This is a genomic window from Serratia sp. BIGb0163 (assembly GCF_024809935.1).
Taxonomy (GTDB): domain Bacteria; phylum Pseudomonadota; class Gammaproteobacteria; order Enterobacterales; family Enterobacteriaceae; genus Serratia; species Serratia quinivorans.
In genome coordinates, this window is the sequence record NZ_JANUDZ010000001.1 from 179401 (window position 1) to 197580 (window position 18180).

The window sequence follows — 18180 nt, forward strand, 5'->3', positions numbered from 1 at the left end:
CACTCTCTGCTTGTTATTGTGGTGTGCCTAAGGTCATCGTCATTTCAAACTGGCGTAACGCGTCCTGCTGCCAGCCGAGCCTGGCGAAGAAGGGGGCAGCCACTTCGGGAACGTAAACGTTGGCCGTCAGCGGTAGCGACGCGAATTTCGTCTGTAACGCGGCCAGCATCGCCCGGGCATGCCCCTGGAGACGGTGCTGCGGCGGGACGTAAATCATGCGTAAAAAGCACTTATCCGCGCCGACCTGCACCACCGCATAGGCCTGGTGTTGTTCCAGGGTAAAGGCATAGGGCTTGCCGGGCAGTTTGAACAGCGATTCCGGGGCGATTAGCCAAGGCAGGTCGGTGGCGCCATCGGCAATCAGGCGGTGGGAGACGAACAGCGGATCAATTTCCTGCAGCGGCACAATGTCGCCAGCCGTTTGCTCGCCGGCCAGATGCCCGGTCAGCGTGCGGACGATTTGCAGCCCAGCCTGATGGTACAGCGTAATCGCGGGGTCGTTGCCTTCGATCACCTCCAGCGACAGCTGGCGGTCACCGCGCTCACGCGCATCGGCGACAATGCGTTTCATCAGCGCTTTTCCCAACCCTTTGCCGCGCATTTCCGGTCGGATGGACAGCGCCGATACCCGGCTGTGCAAACCACGGCGGCTAATCAACGCCAGCGCTACCGGTTGCTGTTGGTGCGTGACGATAATGCTGTCATTCAGGCTAAGGTCTTCGGCACCGAAACGACGGGCGAAGGTGTCACCATCAATGACGAAGCGCACGATGTAGTTTTCAAAACAGTGGCAAAGGATCTGCGCCAGCTCATCACTGCTGTAGCGCAACGCTGAGTGGTATTCGAATGGGGAAGTGTTTGGCATAGGTCATCCAGGTTGATTTGCGCAACATATAGATGTAGACCCGTTTGTTTTGTAAGGCAAGTTTCCTGATGCGGCGATGAGAGGCGAAGGGCGGCCAGGGCACCAAATGAAAAAACCGGGCGTTGCCGCCCGGCGAAATTACTCTGGGTATCAAGTGAAGCTAAGGTTTGCAGTGGTGGTTATTCATCACATCAGAACTGGTAGGTCAGGGCGACGGCGATGACGTTGTCGTCTTTCAGACCCAGCTTATTATCGCCGTCGAGTTGGTTGATTTTATAATCGACGTAGGTCGACATGTTCTTGTTGAAATAGTAGTAAGCGCCAACGTCGATATATTTCACCAGGTCGGCGTCGCCGATGCCTTCAATATCTTTGCCTTTCTGCTGAACATAACCCAGCGATGGACGCAGACCGAAGTCGAATTGATATTGCGCAACCAATTCCAGACCTTCCGCCTTATTGGCAAAGCCGCTAACGGAGGTAGAATTATTATTGATGGTCGCGGTGCCGGAAATAGGCGCGATATTACGGCTTTGCGAGTAGGTCGCTGCCAAATAAACGTCGTTATTGTCGTATTTCAGGCCACCGGCCCAGATATCCGCTTTATCGCCTTTACCGAAGGTGCCTGCTTTTTGGCCGGCGGTACGGTTGGAAGAGGCGTAGGCAGCACCGACGCTCAGGCCGTCGATGATTTCATAGCTGGAAGACAGGCCCCAGCCGTCGCCATTCGCCTTGCTGTTGGAACGACCGTCGTTTTCGTTTTTGCCCTGGTACTGAACCGCGAATTTCAGACCTTCAACCAGGCCGAAGAAGTCGTTGTTACGGTAGGTGGCTACGCCGTTGGTACGGCCGTTCATAAAGTTGTCGGTCTTGACGTAGGCATCATCACCGAACTCAGGCAGCATATCCGTCCAGGCGCCGACGTCATAGATAATGCCGTAGTTGCGGCCGTAGTCGAATGAACCGATATCTTTATATTTCAGACCGGCGAAGCCCAGACGAGTCTTGGTGTCTTTCGCGCTGTCGGATTCAGAATGGTTAGCTGAAATCTGATATTCCCACTGGCCATAACCAGTCAGCATATCGTTAATTTGAGTAGCGCCTTTAAAACCGATACGCACATAGGTTTTATCGCCATCATTACCGGCATCGTCAGAGAAATAGTGCAGTGCTTTTACGCGGCCGTAAAAATCAAGTTTGTTGCCGTCTTTATTATAGATTTCTGCTGCCTGTGCTGTCTGCGCAATTAAAAGTGCCGGAATAATAACGGCCAGAAGATTACGTTTCATGATTTACCCTGCTTTATTCGATTGAAAGACGCTTATCATCAGTTGTACTGCTGTTTCACTGTGCCGCCCGTTTTGTTTGCAGCGCAGGTTTTTTACCGTAGTTATGTGATCTATTTATGACAAAATATTCATTTCCATGTCGAACGATTAAAAAAGTTGCGGAAAGAATGAATTTCTTCTTCGGACAACTGTCGGTAACCGGAATTATCGCTACCGACAACGTGCCAGGTTTCTGGAGGAATCATGTGTGAGATTTATACATTGGGCTACCTTGCGCGCCGTTACTCTGTTTTAACCATCCTGTTTTTGTGGACCTTCAATATCAAAAATCCCGATTTTTACCTGCCGTGATTGCGGGTAGTTTCAGGCTATTGGTAAATCGACAGGAGAAAATGATGCAACCTTCCCAACAGGCCGGGCAGCAGGCGTTTGGCGACATCGCCCCCAAGCTGGCGCAACTTAGCGACAGCGTATTATTCGACGACGTGTGGCAGCGGCCAATACTGACTCCGCGTGAGCGCAGCCTGATCACCGTGGCGGCGTTGGTGGCGCTTAATCGTGTGGAGCAATTGCCGTTTCATCTGCAATTGGCCCAACGCAATGGCGTTAACGTCGAACAGCTTGCCGAGTTGATCACCCATTTGGCGTTCTATGCCGGCTGGCCTGCGGCGGCCTCTGCCGTGGCGCGCCTGCGCGAACTGAAACAGGAGTAGTCTCATGCCATTCAGCCGCATCGCTTTGCACCAGGGTAAATCAGCGCAATACCTGAAAACCCTGTCTGACAGTCTGCACCAGGCGCTGGTCGAAACCTTCAATGTCCCGGCAGCCGATAAGTTTCAGGCCATCGATCAATACCGCCCCGGCGAATTGATTTACGATCGCGACTATCTTGGCGGCCCGCGTTCAGCGGACTATGTGCTGTTCTACATCACCATAGGCCGTCCGCGTGATACCGCCACCAAGCAGCTTTTTTATCAACGGCTGGCGGCGTTGCTGGCGGAGAATCTCCAGTTGCGTCCGCAAGATGTGATGGTGGTGATCACCACCACTCAATTGGATGAGTGGTCGTTCAGTGCGGGACGCGCCTCAATGATTGAAGGCCAGGCTGACGTGGCCGACGGTCTGTGGGACAATAGCGCCATCATTTCGTAGAGATATAGAGTTGAATGGCGCTCTCCCCCGCAGTTAAAGATCAGATTGGCCAGTGGTACAAAGCCCTGCAGCAGCAAATACCGGATTTTATTTCCCGTGCACCGCAACGGCAGATGATCGCCGAAGTGGCAAAAACGCTGGCCGGTGATTACCCGCGCCATCTGGCGATTGAGGCTCCGACCGGCGTAGGTAAAACCTTGTCATACCTGATCCCGGGGATCGCCGTCGGCCGCGCAGAGAGTAAACCTCTGGTGGTCAGCACCGCCAACGTGGCACTGCAGGATCAGATCTACAGCAAGGATTTGCCGCTGCTGAAGAAGATCATTCCCGATCTGAAATTTACCGGTGCCTTTGGCCGTGGGCGCTATGTTTGCCCGCGTAACCTAGCGGCGCTCTGCACTGACGTCAGCGAGCAGGGCGACCTGATGCTGTTTCTGGGTGACGAACTTGCGCCTTCGAGCGGCGAAGAGCAGGCGCTGTGCCAGAAGCTGAGCAAGGCGCTTGGCCGCCATGAGTGGGACGGGCTTCGCGACCATTATCAGCTGTCGATTGACGATCCGCTGTGGATCAAGCTCAGCACCGATAAAGCCAACTGCCTGGGCCGTAACTGCCATTACATTCGTGAATGCCCGTTTTATATCGCGCGTAAAGAGATTGAAACCGCCGACGTGGTGGTGGCTAACCATGCGTTGGTGATGGCGGCGCTGGAAACCGAGTCGGTACTGCCGAACCCGAAAGAGCTGCTGCTGGTGCTGGACGAAGGGCATCATCTGCCGGAGGTAGCGCGTGACGCGCTGGAGATTGAAGGTGAAATCACCGCCTTATCGACCAATCTGCAGTTGGACATGATCGTGCGCCAGGTTGAGCTGTGCATGACGCAATACCGGCCGAAAAGCCCGCCGGGGTTGGCAAACGACGAACGTTTGAAGAACCACTGTGAAGAACTGCGCGAACTGATCCAAATCTTCGAGCATCAGGTCAGCGCCTATCTGCCGACCGATACGGTCATCGCCGAACATCGATTTGAAATGGGGGAACTACCGACGGAGATGGTAGAAACCTGCGCACGCCTGTTCAAGCTGACCGACGCCTTGCGCGGGCTGGCGGAGTTTATCGTCAACGATCTCAGCGAACAGACCGGCAAGCACGACATTGTGCGGCTGCACCGCTCGATCATTCAGATGAGCCGCACCCTGGGCTATCTGGAGGCGATGAGTAAACTGTGGCGGCTGGCCGCGCTGGATAAATCTTCCAACGCACCGATCTCCAAATGGGTCACGCGCGATCTGCGTGATAACGTGACCCACCTGTACCTGCATTGTGTGGGCATTCGCGTCAGCGATCAGTTGGAAAAGCTGCTATGGCGTAAGGTGCCGCACGTGGTGATCACCTCGGCGACGCTGCGCTCGCTGAACAGCTTTGCGCGGCTGCAGGAAATGAGCGGATTAAGTGAAAAAGCCGGCGATCGCTTTGAATCCCTGTCTTCACCGTTTAATCATGTGGAACAGGGCAAGATTGTTATTCCGAATATGCGCTTTGAGCCGTCGATGGCCAATGAAGCCGAACATCTGGAAGAGATGGCGCGCTTTTTCCGCGCCGAGCAGGCCACTGGCAAGCACAAAGGGATGCTGATCCTGTTCAGCAGCCACCGGGCGATGCAGACCTTCCTCAGCTATGTGACCGATCTGCGCCTGATGCTGCTGGTACAGGGCGATCAGCCGCGCTACCGGCTGGTGGAAGAACACCGTAAACGGGTCGAAAAGGGCACGGCCAGCGTGTTAATCGGCCTGCAGTCGTTTGCCGAAGGGCTGGATCTAAAAGGTGAACTGCTGACCCAGGTGCATATCCACAAGATTGCCTTCCCGCCCATTGATAGCCCGGTGATCCTGACCGAGGGGGAATGGCTAAAATCGCTGAAGCGTTATCCGTTTGAAGTGCAGAGCCTGCCAAGCGCCTCGTTCAACCTGATCCAACAGGTGGGGCGACTGATCCGCAGTAATGAATGCCACGGCGAGATCGTGATTTACGATCGCCGCCTGCTGACCAAAAGCTACGGTTCGCGTTTGCTGGCGTCACTGCCGGTATTTCCTATCGAACAGCGCGAAGTGCCGGAGGCCGACAAGGCACACCTGGCCGCCATTAAATCTGCCGCTGCGGCGGAGAAAAAAGACAAAAAGCGCAAGAGTCCGTTTACCCGCCGACGTACGCGTTAATCAAAGCAGCGGGGGCAGGCGGCGCTTCACCGGCGTGGTTTTGACGATGGAAGTGTTGCTCTGCGCGCGCTCGGCCAGCCGATCGAGGATCTGGTCGAGTTGCTCCATCGAGTGCGCCACCAACCGCACGATAAAACAGTCCTCGCCGGTCACCTTGTCACACTCAATCACCTCCGGGATATCCTGGATCAACTGTTCGACCTTCTTGAGCATGCCCGGCAGCGGTTTGATGCGCACCAGCGACTGAAAAGCGTAGCCCAATGCCTGTAAGTTGACGTTCAGGGTATAACCCTGGATCACACCATTTTCTTCCAGCCGCCGCAGGCGCTCTGAAGTACTGGGTGAAGACAGCCCGGCTCTGGCGCTGAGCGTTTTCAGTGACACCCGTGCGTCCTCCGCCAGCAGGGTCAGTATTTGGCGATCGATATCATCCATAAGTTCCCCATTAGGTTAATTTTGATTTATGCCTTAAATAAAAAGGCAGTTAAGCATGTTGGCCTTTTTTATGCCATAGAAACCGGCACGAGAAAGTCGCAAGCTAAGCGTATTGAGTTATCCTGAGGAAACAACGATGAACGCAGAAATAAAACGCGGCTCGCTGGAGATGATTGCCGCGATGCTGATTTCCGGCACCATTGGTTGGTTTGTGCTGATGTCGGGCCAATCGGTAGTGAATGTGGTGTTCTGGCGCTGTGCGGTGGGGGCACTGGTACTGCTGGGCATTTGCGCGACGCTGGGCCAACTGCGGCGTGACAGTTTGACCCGCACCACGCTATTGGTGGCGGTTGCCGGTGGCATTGCGCTGGTGATCAACTGGCTGCTGCTGTTTGCCGCTTATTCCTATGCGTCGATCTCCATCGCTACCGCGGTGTACAACACCCAGCCGTTTATGTTGGTGGCGCTGGGCGCGCTGTTCCTCGGTGAGAAACTGACTGCCCGTAAACTGTTATGGCTGGTGCTGGCGTTTATCGGCATGATGCTGGTGGTGTTGGCGCAGCCGAAGCAGGCGGGCGGACAGAACAACTACCTGATGGGTATTCTGTTGGCGCTGGGGGCGGCGTTTTTCTATGCCCTGATGGCGCTGGCCGCCAAACGGCTGAAAGGAACGCCGCCACATCTGATTGCGCTGATCCAGGTGACGGTCGGCGTAGTGATGCTGCTGCCGCTGGTGGATTTCCATGCATCGGCCAATGCCGGGCAATGGGGCATACTGCTGACGCTCGGGGTATTGCACACCGGGTTCATGTACGTGTTGCTGTATGGCGCGATCCAAAAGCTGCCGACCAACCTGATCGGCTCGCTGTCGTTTATTTATCCGATTGCCGCCATGCTGGTAGACCGGCTGGCGTTTGGCCATCGCTTGGTGGCGCTGCAGTTTGCCGGTGCGGCCATTATCCTGCTGGCAGCCGCAGGCATGAACCTGCTGGGTGAGCGCCGCATGCGGCTAACGGCTGCGCCAGGCGGCAAGCAGGCACCTGAACAGTGATTTGCCGGGCTGGCCTGCAAGCTGATTTTTGACAGTCGTAAATAGCCTTACCCCTGCAATAACGCCTCAAACGCCGCGCTGGCCGGGCATTGCGCCAGCGCGCTGTACATCACCAGTCGTAAATGATTTTCCTCATCGACAATGAACGAAGCATGTTCAAAAGTCACCTGGCCGACCTCCGGCACCTTGAAAGTACGCTGCCCCTGGCAACGACCGTGAATATCATGCTGCTGCCACAGTTGGCGGAACTGCGGCGAAACCTGCTCCAGTGCCTGCACCCGTTGCTGCATGGTGGCGTCTTCCGGCGCGCGGGCGTAGTCGCGGCGAAAGCTGGCCAGAACCTGAGGCGCCTGCGCTTGCCATTCCACCAGGCGCTGGTTGAGCTGTGGATCGGCGAACAGCATCCACAGCATGTTGCGCTGCTCCGCCGGGCGATCGCCGATGGCGAACAGCAAATCCGCCGCCGGGTTCCAGGCGATGATGTCCCAGCTCAGGTTCATGACGTAAGCCGGCCGCAGTTGCAGGTCGTCCAGCAGGCGGCGCACCAGCGGCGAAACCTGACACCACTGATGACCGACCGGTACCGGCGGGCGTTGATGCGCCAGCAAAAACAGATGGTAGCGCCCGGTCGCGTCCAGCTTCAGCACCCGTGCCAGATTCTCCAGAAAATCCACCGAGGCATTGATTTCCCGCCCCTGTTCCAGCCAGGTATACCAGGTGAGGCCCACGCCCGCCAGAGCGGCCACTTCTTCCCGTCGCAGCCCCGGAGTCCTGCGCCGGGTACCACTCGGCAGACCTACTGCCTGCGGCGATAATTTCTCGCGCTTTTGACGCAGAAAATCCGCCAGATCCTGGCGGGTGCGGTTGAGAGTACGCGGCGGCATAGTGGCTGTCCTGTTGCTGTTAGTAATAGTATAACTGGCTATATAGTAACAGTTTAAGACATGTTCCATACTGCCGCCATCCCAATCTCTGGAGGTCATTATGGAACAGTCATTAGCGGGGGACGATCGTCGTCTGTCGGGGTTGCCGGTGTTGTTACTGGGCGGTTTTGTCACGGTGTTCGACCTGTTTGTGGTGAACGTGGCAGCGCCGGTGATCCAGCAACAATTCGCCGCTGATTTTGCCGGCCTGGGTCTGATTATTGCCGGTTATGAGCTGGCATTCGGCGTGTTGCTGATTGCCGGTGGGCGGTTGGGCGATCGCTTTGGTCGTCGTCGCATGTTCAGTCTCGGCATGTTGGGCTTTACCTTAACGTCTGCGCTGTGTGGCTTGGCGACCTCCCTGAGCATGTTGATCGTAGCGCGCTTTTTGCAGGGGGCGACGGCGGCGCTGTTGTTCCCGCAGATCTATGCGTTGCTGCGCGTGTTGTACAGCTCGCAGCAGCGGCGGCGGGCCTTTGCCTGGCTGGGCATGACGCTGGGGCTGGCGGCGATTTTTGGTCAGATTTTCGGTGGCTTTATTATCGAAGCCGATATCTTCGGCAGCGGTTGGCGAATGATTTTTCTGATCAATCTGCCGGTGGGTGCGCTGGCCATGCTGGCGGCGCGGCGTATTCCTGAATCACGCCTCGCACAGGCGCAGCGGCTGGATGGCGTTGGCCTGCTGTTGGCGGCAACCGGGCTGTTGTTGCTGCTGGTTCCGCTGCTGGAAGGGCCGTCGCGTGGCTGGCCCTGGTGGGTGTTGCCTACGCTGGCGCTGGGCATAGCGGTACTGTGGGCCTTTATCCGCTGGGAACGGCGGTTGGCGCAGCGTGCGGGGGACGCGGTGCTGGATCCGGCATTGCTGCGGCAGGGGAGTTTTACCCCGGGCGTGGCAGTGGTGCTGGCGATTTACTCGACCGCCTCTTCGTTCTTTTTGTGTTTTGCCCTGCTGTTGCAGGCGGGGATTGGCCTGACGCCGTTTCAGGCCGGCAGCCTGTTTGCACCCGCCAGCGTGGCTTTTATGCTGGCCTCATTGCTGGCACCGACTCTGGTACAGCGCTGGGGCAACGGCGTGCTGGCGCTTGGCGTGGTGATTTACGCCACCGGGATGGCACTGCTGGTGGCGCAGGTGCTGTGGGGCGCGGCGCTGGTTCAGCCACTGTGGCTGTTGCCGGGGCTGGTTGTTCTGGGTTTTGGTCAGGCACTGAGTATGACACCGCTGCTTAACCTGGTGCTCGGACTGGCAAAAGAACAACAGGCGGGGATGGCGGCCGGGGTGATTTCTACTGTGCAACAGGTGGGTGGGGCGTTGGGGATTGCCGCCAGCGGCGCGTTTTTTGTTCCCTTGTTGGCGGGCGGCGCGGGCGCAGAGGGTTATGGGCGGGCGTTTGCCGGGGCCATGGTTTACAACCTGCTGGCGATGGCCGTTGCCTTGGTGCTGCTGAGGTGGATCATCCAACAACAGCGCAAAGTGGATCTTTAGTAAAGCTGTGGCGGGTGTTATTGCTATTCATCCACCCGATAACGTTGAAGGATGCCTGACGTCATGTACCAACCCGCCTCATTTCGCGATGACCGCCTGGAAAGTCAAATTGCTCTGGTACGTGCCCACCCGCTGGGCATGTTAATCAGCCACGGTGAACAGGGACTGGTAGCGGATCCGCTGCCGTTTTTGATTGACGCCGATGAGCAGGGCAATATTGTGTTGCGGGCGCACCTGTCCCGCACCAATCCCCATTGGTCCTTGCTACAGACCGTGCCGGAGTGCCTGGTAGTGTTTCAGGGGCGTGAGGGCTATGTCTCGCCGGGCTGGTATGAAACCAAGCGTCAGACCGGCAAGGTGGTGCCGACCTGGAATTACAGCGTGGTGCAACTGAGCGGTGTGCCGCGGGTAACGGAGGACGCGGGCTGGTTGCGACAACAGCTGGACGGGTTGACGGCGTTGCAGGAAGGCCGCCAGCCTGAACCCTGGCATATCGGCGATGCTCCGGCCAATTATATCGCTGCACAGATCCGGGGCATTGTCGGTATCGAGATCGCCGTGACTCACCGCGAAGGCAAATGGAAGATGAGCCAGAACCGCAACGCCGAAGATGTCGAGGGGGTGATCGCCGCGCTGAGAGCCGGTGATGTTGACCAGCAGCAACTGGCAGATGAGGTTGAGCGGCGGCGTGGATAAGGTATGCTGGCTCCAGACTGAATCAGGGGAAAGCAGACCATGGATTACACCAAAATCATTAAAGAGATCGGCCGTGGCAAGAACCATGCGCGCGATCTGGATCGGGAAACCGCCTTTCAGCTCTATCAAAAGATGCTGGCCGATGAGGTTGGCGAATTGGAACTGGGCGGCATCCTGATTGCCATGCGGATTAAAGGCGAAGCCGAAGAGGAAATGCTCGGCTTTTATCAGGCGATGCAACAGCAGGTGATCCGCCTGCAGGCTCCGTCTGGGCGACCGATGCCGGTAGTGTTGCCGAGCTATAACGGCGCGCGCAAACAGGCGAACCTGACGCCGCTACTGGCGCTGTTGCTCAAACGCGTCGGTCTGCCGGTGGTGGTACATGGCGTGCTCGATGACAGCACCCGCGTCACCAGCGCCGAAACCTTCCAGGCGTTGGGCCTGCCCTGGTCGCAAGATGTTGCTCATGCGCAGCAGCGCCTGGATGCAGGTGAAGTCGTGTTTATCCCGGTTTCCACCTTGTCTGCCCCTCTGGAGCGTCAACTTGGCCTGCGCTGGCGCATGGGGGTGCGTAACAGCGCCCATACCCTGGCCAAACTGGCCACCCCGTTTGCCGAGCAGGATGTGCTGCGTATTGCCAGCGTGTCGCACCCGGAATACGTCGGCCGTGTGGCCTCGTTTTTCCGCCAAATCGGCGCTCGTGGGCTACTGATGCACGGTACCGAAGGCGAGGCCTATGCCAACCCGCAGCGATGCCCACAGATCCATTACATGGTTAACGGCGAGCAGCAGGTGCTGCTGGAACGACCAGTGCAGGATGAAATTCCCGAGCTGCCGGCGGCAAAAGATGCCGAGACCACCGCGCGCTGGACCGAACGTTGCCTGGCGGGTGAGGTGGCGGTTCCGCTGGCGATCCAACGCCAGATTGCCTGCTGCCTGCTGGCCGCCGGTGAGGTTGACACCCTGGAACAGGGTTTGGAACGTTTACGCAGCGCGTAAATCCCTTGGCTATACTGGAACACTTCGCTATTCGGCTGAAAGGATGGTTATGCAACAGGCTCTCGATTACTTCAATCTATTGAATCAGGATTATCTTGAGGTTCACCGCACCAAAGAAGATCTGTTCTGGCACAACTATATGGGCACCGGTGGTGACGATGTTTCAGCACGTTTTTCGGCGGCGGAAAGCGCTTATAAACGCTTTATCGCCGAACCGCGTCGATTGGCGGAAATTCGTCAGTTGCTGGCTGGGCTGGAAGTTCTGCCGCAGGACGCACAGCGCGATGCGCTGCAACATGGACTGAATGGCTGGCTGCGTTTCTTTGACTGTAACGCCATTGAAGATGCCGAGGCTCAGACGCTGCTGGATCAAATCATCAGTGCCGAGGCGGACTTGTATACCCGGCGCAAGGCCAACCCGGTCAGCCATCTGAATGCCGCCGGGCAGCGGGTGAACGCCTCGCTCGGTGAGTTGCTGACCAACCAGGCCACTAATGAAAACGAAGACTACCGCCGCAGTTCGCAGAATGCGCTGCGTGAGCTGGAACAGTGGCTGTTGCACAACGGTTTGCCGGAGCTGATTAGCCTGCGTAACCGCTTTGCGCGCCAGATGGGTTTTCGCAACTATTTCGACTACAAGGTCAACAAAACCGAGCGCATGACGCCGGAGCAGTTGTTCACCATTCTGGATCGTTTTGAGCAGCAAACCCGCGAGGCCAATTCACGCAGTCTGCAGCAGTTGGCGGCGCAAAAGGGCGAGCAGGCGCTGCAACCCTGGAACGTGCGCTTCGCCAGTGCCGGTGACGTGACCCGACAACTGGATCCTTACTTCCCGTTTGCCCAGTCGCTTGAACGTTGGATCAACAGCTTCAAAAGGTTGCACATCGGTTTTCGTGGCGCGCAGATGGATCTCGATCTGTTGGTGCGTCAGGGCAAGTATGAAAACGGCTTTATGCACGGCCCGGTACCGCCGTTTATCCAGCAGGGGAAATGGCTGCCGGCGCGGATTAACTTCACCAGTCTGGCGCAGCCGGATCAGGTGGGCAGTGGCGCTCATGGGCTCAATACGCTGTTCCATGAGGGCGGGCATGCCGCGCACTTTGCCAATATCTGCCAGAACGCACCCTGCTTCTCGCAGGAGTTCCCTCCGACCTCAATGGCCTATGCGGAAACCCAGTCGATGTTCTGTGACAGCCTGCTGGACGACGCCGATTGGCTGAAACGCTATGCGAAAAACGCCGCCGGTGAGCCGGTGCCGGATAAATTGATTGAGGCCAGTATTGCGGCACGCCAGCCGATGCGTGCGTTCAACGAACGTCATATTCTGCTGGTGCCTTACTTTGAGTGGGCGCTGTATCAGTGGGATGAGCAACAGCTGACACCAGAGGCGATTACCGCACTGGCGCGCGAGGTTGAGCACAAAATTCTGGGCATTAGCGGCAGCCCGCGTCCGACGCTGGCGATCCCGCATCTGTTGTCGCTGGAGTCAGCCTGTTCCTATCAGGGGTATCTGCTGGCACTGATGGCGGTCGAACAGACGCGCCATTTCTTCCTGCAGCGTGACGGCTATCTTACCGATAACCCGGCGATTGGCCCGGATCTGGCGCACCACTACTGGCTACCGGGTAACGGTGTCAGCCATGATGAGACGCTACGCAGCCTGACCGGCGAAGGCTTTAACCCGGACTATCTGGCGCAGGCCTGTAACCAGACGGTGGCGCAGGCGTGGCAGGATGCTCAGCAGACCATCGCTGCTGCCGCTGCCCGGCCGCAACCGGCGGCGGACTTCGACCTGGCGGCGCATATCCGCGTGGTGGATGGCGAGCAGGTGCTGGCGGATAACGCCGAGGGCGATGAAAAGATGTGCCGTGACTTCGCCGCAGCGATTAACGCACGTCTGGCCTGAAATCGCTGAACAAGCCCGCCGCGTGTCTGCACCGGCGGGCTTTTTATCACCACCCGTGAGCGATCAGCGCTTTTGCGCATCCGGGCGGGTCATGTCGAAACGGTGCTGTTCCGAGATGCCATAGTAGGCGCTCGGCCCACCGGCACGCAGAATAGGTTCGGCGGCGGCAGTCTGATAGATGCCGTGTTCGTCCAGCAGCGCCGGATCGATATGCACCGCCACCACTTCCCCCAACACCAGCCAGGTATCCACCTTGTCACCCGCGGCGCTTTGCAATTGAATGCACTGCGACAGGCGGCATTCAAAGTTAACCGGGCTTTCCGCTACGCGTTCGGCCTTCACCAGGCGGCTGGGCAGCGGTGTCACGCCGGCAAAGGCAAATTCATCTTCACCGCGCGCCAGGCTGGCGGAGCTGTTATTCATGGCATTGGCCAGTGGACGCGTCGCCAGATTCCAGACAAATTCCCCGGTTTCGACGATGTTCGCCACGCTGTCTTTCCAGCCGCTGCTGGCGAAGCCGATGATCGGCGGACGATAATTGAAGCAATTAAAAAAACTGTAGGGTGCCAGGTTGCGTTGGCCGGTGACGCTGACCGAGGAAATCCAGCCTATCGGGCGCGGGCCGACAATGGCGTTCAACGGATCGTGCGGCAAACCATGGCCGGCGGCGGGTTCATAGTAATAACGGGACTCACTGCTCATAGGTGGCCTGAGATAGGGGAAACAGAGCTAATATTTTGACGTGTTTCCCGCCGCCTGCAAGTTTGTCTTCGCTTTATGGTATCTTACGTGCCAGAAATACCTTTAAGAGAGCCCGTCACGGTGGAAAAAAAGAAAAGCTTCCCGCAGCAGAAAAGCGGACTGCACCCGCGTAACCGTCATCGCTCACGCTATGACTTTCCGGCGCTGATCGCCAGCTGCCCGGCGTTGGAGCCGTTCGTCAAGCCGAACGCCTGGGGCGATATCTCGGTAGATTTTGCCGATCCGGCGGCGGTTAAAATGCTCAACCGTGCGTTGCTGCAACACTTCTATGGTATCGAGCACTGGGATATTCCCGCCGATTACCTGTGCCCGCCAATCCCGGGGCGCGCCGATTACCTGCACCATCTGGCCGATCTGCTGGCGACCAGCAACGACGGTGAGATCCCGCGTGGCAAAGGCGTGGCGATCCTTGACGTGGGCATTGGTGCCAACTGCATTTATCCGATCGTAGGCCTGCGCGAATACGGCTGGCGTTTTACCGGTTCAGAGATTGACCCGGTGTCGCTCAATTCGGCCAAAATGATCGTCGAAATGAACCCGACGTTAAGAAACAGCGTGCGTCTGCGCCTGCAAAAACAGCCGGAGTTTATCTTTAACGGCATCATTGGTGTGGCTGAGAAGTTTGACGCTACGCTGTGCAACCCGCCATTCCACGGCTCCGAGCAGGAAGCGCAGGCCAGCACCCGCCGCAAACTGCACAAGTTGGGCAAGGGCGAAGTGGCCGACAAGCCGGTACAGAACTTTGGCGGCAAGAATAACGAACTGTGGTGTGAAGGCGGCGAAGAAGCCTTCGTGCGTAAAATGGTCGAAGAAAGCGTCAGCAAGGTGCAGAACTGCCTGTGGTTCACTTCTTTGATATCCAAACACACCACCTTGCCGTCGATTTATCACGCGGCGAAGTTGGCCGGGGTGGCGGAAGTGCGCACTATCGAGATGGCGCAGGGGCAAAAAATCAGCCGCTTTGTCGCCTGGACCTTCCATGACGCCGAGCAACAGGCCGCCTGGGCGGCAGAACGCTGGCGCTAATTTCGGAGTTTGCACAGATTTTTGCCGGTATGGGAGGCAGCTCCCATACCGACTTTAGGCTTGACACCCTTTCTTGACATATCCCATTAAGGTTCCTTAACTGTAGCCATACCAATAATAGCTATCCCAGCAGTGTGCATCGTCTCTCTCCATGCAGTTGGAGACAGGTTGCGGCACTGATGTGCCGTATCTTTCATTCGACACATTAGTGGGAGTTATTATGATTCCTTTATCTACGCAACAAGAAGTCGGCGCTCTGATCATCGGGATTTTCGGACGTCTGCCGACGGTTTCTGAAATTGACTATTACGACAGTCAATTTGATATCAGCAGCCAGCCACCGGCGTACATGGCCAGTATTTTAATGAGTCAGCCTGATGCCGACTGGATGAACGGCCAGAGCGAATACGATATTCTCACCTCAGTCTACCTTTCGGTTTATAACGCCTACCCCGACCCGGATTATATCAACGAGCTGCTTACACAGGGCCATTTCAATAGCGCGATCGCCAGTGTGGTCATCAGTCTTTTTAATTATCTGGGGGACGATCCGGCTATCCTCGCGCAGCGTGACGCATTGGATCAAAGGATTGCCGAGGGGCTATTCCCTTCTGTTGCCGATGATGCTGTCGGAGGGGCCGCTGATGCCATCGCCATGTTCTACCTACTGAAAGCCCCTTGGCTGACTGACGAAATCAATTCTTATGGCCGTCAGCTTAATCAGGGGGCCGACCTGGGCGTTCTGGCGCAGGAAAAAATAGAGACGTTGCCAATCAATAATCTTTCGGACGGCGATTTTATTTTGCAGTTGTTCGAACAGGGTTTTGAGCGCCCGCCAACGACGTCTGAGCTGACCGATTATCAAAATCAACTGGCGGAAGGGGCGACGCGTGGCGATTTGCTGGTTGCCATGATTGAGCAATTACGTGGCGAAGTGGCACCGGAAGATCAGGTTGCGCAGCAGCATTTCAATGATGCCGGTTATCAATATCCGTCGGGGGAACTGCCTGCCACGGTTTATTTGGAACAAGTGGCAGCGCTGTTTCGCGCTATTCCTGAACGGAGTATTGATGCCGCGTCACTGGAAACCTGGAGCAAAACCCTGGCCTCCGGCACCCTGAGTTATCCGGAGTTGGTCGCTGCCCTGTTGGCAACCCCCGAGTTTCAGGGACAGATTGGTGATTTGCAGGGGGATGCTTTTATTCAACACGTGTATCAGGCGGTTCATGGCAGAGCCGCGGATGAGCAGCAACTGGCACATTATCGGACTTTGGGTGACGACAAGGGGGTGATTACGCAGGCGGTAGTTGAGGATCTGATGACTAACGACGTCACTGGCGGAGTGACTCAGAGTGAGCAATGGGCGTTTGCCCGTGAGATTGGCCAAAGTCTGGCCTATAAAACCACGGCTTCACTTGGCACTAGCGAAGAGGGTGGAAATGCTTACGGGACGGTAAACACCCATGTCGGACACTCGCTGAGCAACGCGGAAACTGCCGTACTGTTCCGGGTTTTCCTCAATGCAGATAAGGATGTCTCTGTGGATCTGAGCTATGCCTCCCAGCTTTCCTATTTGACTATCAATGGGAATGGGGCTGCGGCCATTCAGTTGCATCATAACCCGAACGTTAAATATGGCGTGGCGGTGACCGTAAATAACGCCAACGTCACTCTCGACGGTACCTACGGTAGCGATCAGGTACAGTTAACGGCGCTGGCCGATGTGGCTGCCGCCAGCGGGAATTTTAATCTCAATGAGGGCAATGACAGCCTGTTGTGGGCCGGGAACTCCACTGGAGGGGCAAACCATGTCGGTTGGGCGCTGAGAGCCGACGGCGGTGCGGGCATGGACATCTTGTCTGCTAACCTGATCGTCAAACTCACTTCTACACTCGATCTTTGGGGAATGCGTGTTAGCACGGTGAGCAGCAACGCTGCCAACTTCAGCCATTTTGAACAGCTCAGCCTGGCTGGTTATATCGGCCAGGCTGAAGCGACTCTGAATAAGGTCAGTTGGAGTGGGATTAAGACAGAAAAACTGGCGACTGAAGCCCACGTTTTTGACTATGGCGTGCTAAATGGTCACGCGACGGTAGAGGGAACTCGGGGTGGGTATGTCGTCCAGGATCGGGCTGCGAACGATCTGGGTAGCGGGGGACTGTTGCTTTCCGATCGGGCGGATAATGTCAAAGTGATTAACGCTAATGCGAATGCTGCACGGCTTGAAATCAGCAGCGTGGGCGATCAGGCGGACAGCCGGCTCGAAATCGATTTTCTGGCGAATGCCACTCACCGCGTCGATCTGTTATTTTCCGGCAGCGGAAACGTCGGGTCTTTGGCGCTGGATTCTCACGGCAGTGAAAATCCGCTGGAGCTGATTGCCATCAATGCCACGGGTTGGGGGCGTAGCGCACTGACGTTGACCGGCAGCAATGACCAGGTGCATGACATTGTGCTTTCGGGTCGAGCGAGCTTTAACCTGACGCTGGAGGAGGGCTACCACAACGTGGGGCTGATTGACGCTTCCGCCTTTGCCGGTAATGCGTTCACCCTGAATTCGGCCCATGGCGGCAGCGGAAACGGTACGCTGATCCAGATGCTGGATTTACTGCCGCTCAGCGGTGCCAGCCAGGCCAAATTGGATCCGTTATTGGCCGAATTGGGGCTGGTGGGTGAGCAACTGTTAGTCAAAGGTGGAGGGGGCAATGACCAGTTCAACATCAAGGGAGATACCACGCTAATCGCAGGTGCAGGGCAGAACAGCGTAACTCTGCAATCAAGCACGGCGGCTTCCGGCGTCACACTCAAGGGTTTTTCACTGCAGCAAGACAGCATTACTGACGTTTTGTCCGGAGTGCGCTTATCCCATGATGCCGGAGGTCGCTCATTAGCGGACTACGGCACCAGCGACGGCCAAAATATCGAAGCCCGGATTGGTGTGCTGGGGGATGAACAGATGGGCAGCGCCAGCCAACTGCTGGCGGCACTGCTGGATCTGGGCAGACCGGGGGCTCTCAGCGCTAAGGTGGGGGTGAGCAGCGTATTGGCCGATCAAAACAGCAGTTATATTATTGTCGACAATAACGACGATCACCGGCTGGATGCGGCTGACAGCGTGATCCTGCTGTTGGGCCAGGATCACCAGATGCTGCTCAGTGAGCTGCGCTATCTCCCACCGGAGGTTACTATCACCGCTACGGCATCGACGGAGGAATTACTGGTCGCCTGAGTCTCGGCTGTCGTATTAATGTCCGCAGGCGCCGGTTATTTAACCGGCGCCAATAATACTTCGCGTTTTCCTTTCAATTTCTTCAACTTGCGTTATTCTCAATGCGGTTACCATAATAAAAATCCTGATTTAATTATTTATTCAAAAATTA

The 18180-nt window shown here is 56.7% G+C and carries 15 protein-coding genes; 10 read left to right on the forward strand and 5 right to left on the reverse strand.

Translation table 11 applies throughout. The features are described 5' to 3' along the window. Positions 1-13: 13 nt before the first annotated feature. Entirely contained in the window at positions 14-865 is an 852-nt protein-coding gene (locus tag M2406_RS00915) for a GNAT family N-acetyltransferase (RefSeq protein ID WP_259188092.1), read from the reverse strand. A gap of 191 nt (positions 866-1056) precedes the next feature. Continuing rightward, entirely contained in the window at positions 1057-2154 is a 1098-nt protein-coding gene (gene ompC, locus M2406_RS00920) for a porin OmpC (RefSeq protein WP_115182950.1), read from the reverse strand. A 395-nt stretch (positions 2155-2549) separates the two neighbouring features. Here ompC and M2406_RS00925 point away from each other — a divergent pair, with 395 nt between their 5' ends. From M2406_RS00925 to dinG, 3 genes are read left to right on the forward strand one after another with little or no spacing between them, the layout of a single operon-like run. Then, positions 2550-2867: a carboxymuconolactone decarboxylase family protein gene (locus M2406_RS00925; RefSeq protein WP_112363919.1), complete on the forward strand. Its 318-nt coding sequence runs from the start codon at positions 2550-2552 to the stop codon at positions 2865-2867. A 4-nt stretch (positions 2868-2871) separates the two neighbouring features. After that, entirely contained in the window at positions 2872-3306 is a 435-nt protein-coding gene (locus tag M2406_RS00930; RefSeq protein ID WP_259188095.1) for a tautomerase family protein, read from the forward strand. A gap of 14 nt (positions 3307-3320) precedes the next feature. Beyond that, the gene (dinG, locus tag M2406_RS00935) at positions 3321-5519 is read left to right on the forward strand and encodes an ATP-dependent DNA helicase DinG (protein WP_259188098.1); all 2199 of its coding nucleotides are present in this window, start codon (positions 3321-3323) and stop codon (positions 5517-5519) included. Here the strand turns inward: dinG and M2406_RS00940 are convergent, their stop codons facing one another. Further along, positions 5520-5954, reverse strand: coding sequence for an Lrp/AsnC family transcriptional regulator (locus tag M2406_RS00940; protein WP_012005895.1), 435 nt, complete (start codon positions 5952-5954; stop codon positions 5520-5522). Positions 5955-6090: 136 nt separating this feature from the next. On the opposite strand from M2406_RS00940, the gene M2406_RS00945 reads away from it, so the two are divergent. After that, positions 6091-7005, forward strand: coding sequence for a DMT family transporter (locus tag M2406_RS00945; protein WP_259188099.1), 915 nt, complete (start codon positions 6091-6093; stop codon positions 7003-7005). A gap of 47 nt (positions 7006-7052) precedes the next feature. On the opposite strand, the gene M2406_RS00950 is transcribed toward M2406_RS00945, so the two are convergent. After that, positions 7053-7889: a helix-turn-helix transcriptional regulator gene (locus M2406_RS00950; protein WP_259188101.1), complete on the reverse strand. Its 837-nt coding sequence runs from the start codon at positions 7887-7889 to the stop codon at positions 7053-7055. A 100-nt stretch (positions 7890-7989) separates the two neighbouring features. On the opposite strand from M2406_RS00950, the gene M2406_RS00955 reads away from it, so the two are divergent. The 4 genes from M2406_RS00955 to M2406_RS00970 all read left to right on the forward strand — a co-directional run bounded on the left by M2406_RS00955 (position 7990) and on the right by M2406_RS00970 (position 13012). After that, complete coding sequence (locus tag M2406_RS00955) at positions 7990-9411, forward strand: MFS transporter (RefSeq protein WP_259188103.1); 1422 nt, start codon at positions 7990-7992, stop codon at positions 9409-9411. A gap of 63 nt (positions 9412-9474) precedes the next feature. Continuing rightward, entirely contained in the window at positions 9475-10107 is a 633-nt protein-coding gene (locus tag M2406_RS00960; RefSeq protein ID WP_012005899.1) for an FMN-binding negative transcriptional regulator, read from the forward strand. Positions 10108-10146: 39 nt separating this feature from the next. Beyond that, entirely contained in the window at positions 10147-11106 is a 960-nt protein-coding gene (gene ybiB, locus M2406_RS00965) for a DNA-binding protein YbiB (RefSeq protein WP_259188104.1), read from the forward strand. Between the two features lie 49 nt (positions 11107-11155). Further along, entirely contained in the window at positions 11156-13012 is a 1857-nt protein-coding gene (locus M2406_RS00970) for a M3 family metallopeptidase (RefSeq protein ID WP_259188105.1), read from the forward strand. Positions 13013-13075: 63 nt separating this feature from the next. On the opposite strand, the gene M2406_RS00975 is transcribed toward M2406_RS00970, so the two are convergent. Continuing rightward, positions 13076-13714, reverse strand: coding sequence for a flavin reductase family protein (locus M2406_RS00975; RefSeq protein WP_012005902.1), 639 nt, complete (start codon positions 13712-13714; stop codon positions 13076-13078). Between the two features lie 120 nt (positions 13715-13834). Here M2406_RS00975 and rlmF point away from each other — a divergent pair, with 120 nt between their 5' ends. Next, positions 13835-14800, forward strand: a complete 966-nt coding sequence (gene rlmF, locus M2406_RS00980) for a 23S rRNA (adenine(1618)-N(6))-methyltransferase RlmF (protein WP_259188106.1) — start codon at positions 13835-13837, stop codon at positions 14798-14800. 220 nt (positions 14801-15020) lie between these two features. After that, a complete protein-coding gene (locus M2406_RS00985; RefSeq protein WP_259188108.1) occupies positions 15021-18029 on the forward strand; it encodes a DUF4214 domain-containing protein in 3009 nt (1002 codons plus the stop codon). Positions 18030-18180: the final 151 nt, after the last annotated feature.

Bases quoted from the DNA above. Each gene is read 5' to 3' on its own strand.
- dinG (WP_259188098.1), top strand. From the start codon at position 3,321: ATGGCGCTCTCCCCCGCAGTTAAAGATCAGATTGGCCAGTGGTACAAA.
- M2406_RS00960 (WP_012005899.1), top strand. From the start codon at position 9,475: ATGTACCAACCCGCCTCATTTCGCGATGACCGCCTGGAAAGTCAAATT.
- M2406_RS00940 (WP_012005895.1), bottom strand. From the start codon at position 5,954: ATGGATGATATCGATCGCCAAATACTGACCCTGCTGGCGGAGGACGCA.
- M2406_RS00915 (WP_259188092.1), bottom strand. From the start codon at position 865: ATGCCAAACACTTCCCCATTCGAATACCACTCAGCGTTGCGCTACAGC.
- M2406_RS00975 (WP_012005902.1), bottom strand. From the start codon at position 13,714: ATGAGCAGTGAGTCCCGTTATTACTATGAACCCGCCGCCGGCCATGGT.
- M2406_RS00925 (WP_112363919.1), top strand. From the start codon at position 2,550: ATGCAACCTTCCCAACAGGCCGGGCAGCAGGCGTTTGGCGACATCGCC.
- M2406_RS00945 (WP_259188099.1), top strand. From the start codon at position 6,091: ATGAACGCAGAAATAAAACGCGGCTCGCTGGAGATGATTGCCGCGATG.
- M2406_RS00955 (WP_259188103.1), top strand. From the start codon at position 7,990: ATGGAACAGTCATTAGCGGGGGACGATCGTCGTCTGTCGGGGTTGCCG.
- M2406_RS00985 (WP_259188108.1), top strand. From the start codon at position 15,021: ATGATTCCTTTATCTACGCAACAAGAAGTCGGCGCTCTGATCATCGGG.
- ybiB (WP_259188104.1), top strand. From the start codon at position 10,147: ATGGATTACACCAAAATCATTAAAGAGATCGGCCGTGGCAAGAACCAT.
- ompC (WP_115182950.1), bottom strand. From the start codon at position 2,154: ATGAAACGTAATCTTCTGGCCGTTATTATTCCGGCACTTTTAATTGCG.
- M2406_RS00950 (WP_259188101.1), bottom strand. From the start codon at position 7,889: ATGCCGCCGCGTACTCTCAACCGCACCCGCCAGGATCTGGCGGATTTT.
- M2406_RS00930 (WP_259188095.1), top strand. From the start codon at position 2,872: ATGCCATTCAGCCGCATCGCTTTGCACCAGGGTAAATCAGCGCAATAC.
- M2406_RS00970 (WP_259188105.1), top strand. From the start codon at position 11,156: ATGCAACAGGCTCTCGATTACTTCAATCTATTGAATCAGGATTATCTT.